Source organism: Moorena sp. (assembly GCF_982860115.1).
The window spans coordinates 1-3,761 of sequence record NZ_CEYLVT010000393.1; the positions used below are offsets into that span (position 1 = coordinate 1).

Here is a 3,761-nt window from a genome sequence, read left to right on the forward strand (position 1 = left end):
TCCCTACTCCCTACTCCCTATTCCCTATTCCCTATTCCCTATTCCCTGTTCCCTGGGCGTAGCGCTATAACAAATGACTATAATCAAACTAACGGAGTATCAGCCAGATAAGATCCCACGCTACCAGATTCCAGAATCGGTAATCGATGAATTGCAAAAATACAGCAATCAGGTAACAGTAAATCTTGAATACTCTAAAACCGGGGATTACTGGCAACTAACCTCTCAAGGATGGGTAGGTTATATTCCCCTAACCAATGAACTCAGCATCCAACTCCAGCCGAAAGTCCCCCTAAACAATCTTTTCGGAATGCTGGACTATGCTTATAACCTTAGAAGCTTTCAGATTCTAGAGGGGTTGATTGATTGTAAATCTCTAGAAGAATTTTACGATTACCTGGTCAGTATCCTCATTAATGGCATACGCGATCGCATTCGCCAAGGACTCTACCGCACCTACATCCCTACAACTGGTCAACTAGCATACCTTCGGGGGCGTTTGGATGTACAGCAAACTATCCAGAAGCCATGGGATATTAAACTTAACTGCCATTACGACCAACACACTAGTGACATCGAAGATAATCAGATTATCGCCTGGACACTCCACTGTATCTGTCGCACGGGTTTGTATAGCGCTAAAGTAAGTCCCATGTTGCGCCAAGCCTATCATGCCCTACAAAACCTTGTCACCCTACAACCTTATAGTGCTAGGGATTGTATCGGACGAAACTATAATCGGCTCAATCAGAATTACCAAAGGTTACATGCTCTTTGCCGCTTTTTTCTCGAACACAGCGGACCAAGTCATCAAACAGGTAGTCATACCATGTTGCCCTTTCTACTTAACATGGCAAAACTCTATGAACGCTTTGTAGCTGAATGGTTAAAATCGCACTTACCTACTGGCTTTGGCATTAAGATACTCGAAAGAGTAGACATCGACAAGACATTATATTTTTACATTGATTTAGTACTTTACGAGGTGGCGACTGAGAAAACATACTGCATTCTCGATACTAAGTATAAAATCCCTATTAGTCCATCTCGTGATGACTTTAACCAAGTAGTAATCTATGCCATCACACAAGATTGCCAAGAGGCAGTTTTAGTATATCCAGCTCCTTTAACTCAACCCCTTGATGTTAAAATTCGTGATATTCGAGTCCGCAGCTTGACATTTTCTCTGGATGGGAATTTGGAAGAAGCTGGTGAACTATTTTTAAAAAAATTAACAGGACTTACCCAGAAATAGGAAACAAACCCTACAGGTAGAGTGACTCATGATTCAACAGACTTGATATCATTCATCATTGGCCAATTCCTCAACGCCCTGATGAATCACGACTGGTGTTCCTACAGACGCCCAATCAAATAACCACTCAGCATGATCCACAGCTACATTGACACAGCCATGACTTACTGGCGTACCAAACTTACGATGCCAGTATGCCCCATGGATAGCATAGCCCCGGTGGTAATACATCGAATAAGGTACATTGGCCAGATCGTAATCTGCACCACGCATTCTGTCCTTGCGACGCTTGGATTGAATCGTGAATGTACCAGGATGGGTAGGTGTTGAATCTTTACCAGTAGAGACAATTATTGCATAAACCGGTTGTCTACCTTCCCAAGCAATCAGCCTTTGATTGGTTAAGTCTATCTCAATCCAGCGTTCCTCTGAATCTTGTAGTTCCATCACTCTGGTAGCGATTTGCTCACTCACAGGATTGGTCAACGCTGGTGTTGTCCAGACAGCCAAGGCGATTAGCATCAGTGGGAAACTGGCAAACCAGGTTCTTAAGGGACTTAGCCAGTGGAAAAACATATAACCTTAGCAGTCAATCAAATAAATCACCCATATCATAGCCTCAACTCAGAGAATCAGGGGCTAATCGTTGCTTTAGCTGTTTTGCTCGTTTTGCGATCGCATTCCAATTCCCCCCATCAATCAGGGATTGAGGAAACAAATTCCCAGAAAGACCGACAGCGATCGCTCCGATATTAATCAATTCCTGAGCATTGTCTATCGTAACACCACCAGTAGGGATTAAAGGGATGTGACCGAGTGGACCAAGTAAGGCTTTGATGTAACTAGCACCACCGACCGCCTGAATCGGAAACACCTTAACACAGCTAGCACCAGCATCCCAAGCTGTCACAATTTCTGTGGGGGAAAGTGCTCCGGGAACCACTGGCACATTAGCAGCTACCGCTGCTTTAATAACTGCTGTATCCACATGGGGACTAAAGATAAACTGCGCTCCAACATCAATTGCTTGATGTAACTGAGATTGGTTTAATATCGTGCCAGTACCGATGATACAGTTGGGTAATTCTCTATGGAGCTGACTAATCAGCTCAGGAGCATCAGCGCTATTCCAGGTAATTTCAATTAACCGTATACCCCCAGTGGCTACTGTCTTAGCCATCTGCTCTCCTAGGGATTTCGAGGATGCTCGAATCACAGCAATTACTCGCTGCTGTCGTAATAGGTTTAACCAGTTATCAGTCCTCAATTCTAGTTACCATTAGTTAACCTCAACACCCTCGTGCGTTCCCGTAGCGTGACCTACGGTCAAATCGCATCTGGATAACTAGCAACTTGGGTTCATAAAATTTATATGACTATATATAGAAAATGAAAATACAAGATTGAGACATTATTTAGCAAGACTACATCGACGCACTCTGTGCTACTCTATATTTGAACAACCGATGCAGCAAGGTCTTGGGAGTCTCTCCCCACTCGCGCTTTGCATCAATAAAATCTTGGATTTATCAATTAGGCTTCTTATTTATTATTTAAATTATCATAAAATTCCCCTTTATAGTTAAACCATTTCGATATTCAGCAACGCCCAATTTTGAGACAGTGTTTTTAAGTTTACTGAGCAATTGCGCTAGTCACGTAAGTTACGATGGTTTTATACTGGATGCGCGGAAAGTTAATCTATGAGCCTAGTTTTGGAACGTGAGACACCTCCTCTGCGAGAAGATGAAACCGGAGCGATTCGAGTTGGAAATTCAAGGGTTTTGCTAGAGACTGTTATTCGAGCGTTTCAAGATGGTGCATCTCCTGAGTCTATTGTGCATCGATACTCGACTCTATCTTTGTCCGATGTTTACAATACAATTGGCTACTACCTTCGACACCAAGATGCGGTAGAAACATACTTAAATCAGAGAGAGCAGTTAGCTGAATCAGTGGAGCAACGTTTGTCTAGTATCCAACCTGATCTCAGCTCAATTCGTACCCGTTTGCTATCTCAGCAGAATCAGTAGAAACGGTTATGCTGAGTTTGCTGAGCGATGAGAATTTCAACGGTGACATTGTTCGAGGGCTGTTTTCGCGTCAACCCAATCTTGACCTACTACGGGTTCAAGATGTTGGGTTGCGAGAAGTAGATGATCCAGCGATTCTAGCTTGGGCAGCAATTAATGGACGTATCCTTCTAACTCATGATCGTGCAACGATGCCAGATTTTGCCTACAACCGCCTAGTTTCAGGAGAGTCGATGGCGGGAATCTTTGTCGTCAATGATCGAATGCCAATTCGACAGGCAATTGATGAATTACTACTACTGATCGATTGTAGTGAGCAAGCAGAATGGAAGGGAATTGTCCTGTATTTGCCTTTGTGACCAATAATTAGTCACTGTACAATTCGGTAAATATTCGGAAATTTATGCTTAAAAGCCCGTGACGAGGATTGAACTCGTGACCTCACCCTTACCAAGGGTGTGCTCTACCACTGA

General features: G+C 43.3%; 5 protein-coding genes and 1 pseudogene. 4 read left to right on the forward strand and 2 right to left on the reverse strand.

Translation table 11 applies throughout. The features are described from left to right. Positions 1-73: 73 nt before the first annotated feature. Positions 74-1,255, forward strand: a complete 1,182-nt coding sequence (locus AC4II3_RS31860; RefSeq protein WP_488012037.1) for an McrC family protein — start codon at positions 74-76, stop codon at positions 1,253-1,255. Between the two features lie 48 nt (positions 1,256-1,303). Here the strand turns inward: AC4II3_RS31860 and AC4II3_RS31865 are convergent, their stop codons facing one another. Together AC4II3_RS31865 and AC4II3_RS31870 are read right to left on the reverse strand one after the other, a co-directional pair. Next, complete coding sequence (locus AC4II3_RS31865; RefSeq protein WP_488012039.1) at positions 1,304-1,777, reverse strand: L,D-transpeptidase; 474 nt, start codon at positions 1,775-1,777, stop codon at positions 1,304-1,306. Between the two features lie 97 nt (positions 1,778-1,874). Further along, the gene (locus tag AC4II3_RS31870; RefSeq protein ID WP_488012041.1) at positions 1,875-2,522 is read right to left on the reverse strand and encodes a bifunctional 4-hydroxy-2-oxoglutarate aldolase/2-dehydro-3-deoxy-phosphogluconate aldolase; all 648 of its coding nucleotides are present in this window, start codon (positions 2,520-2,522) and stop codon (positions 1,875-1,877) included. 115 nt (positions 2,523-2,637) lie between these two features. Between AC4II3_RS31870 and AC4II3_RS31875 the strand changes: the two are divergent. From AC4II3_RS31875 to AC4II3_RS31885, 3 genes and pseudogenes are all read left to right on the forward strand, one after another. Next, positions 2,638-2,841 (forward strand): annotated as a pseudogene (locus AC4II3_RS31875) (hypothetical protein); the annotation flags it as partial. A gap of 117 nt (positions 2,842-2,958) precedes the next feature. Further along, entirely contained in the window at positions 2,959-3,288 is a 330-nt protein-coding gene (locus AC4II3_RS31880) for a DUF433 domain-containing protein (protein ID WP_488012043.1), read from the forward strand. An 8-nt stretch (positions 3,289-3,296) separates the two neighbouring features. Beyond that, positions 3,297-3,647 (forward strand): DUF5615 family PIN-like protein, encoded by a 351-nt coding sequence (locus AC4II3_RS31885; protein ID WP_293019810.1) that lies wholly within the window; start codon positions 3,297-3,299, stop codon positions 3,645-3,647. The last annotated feature ends 114 nt before the right edge of the window (positions 3,648-3,761 follow it).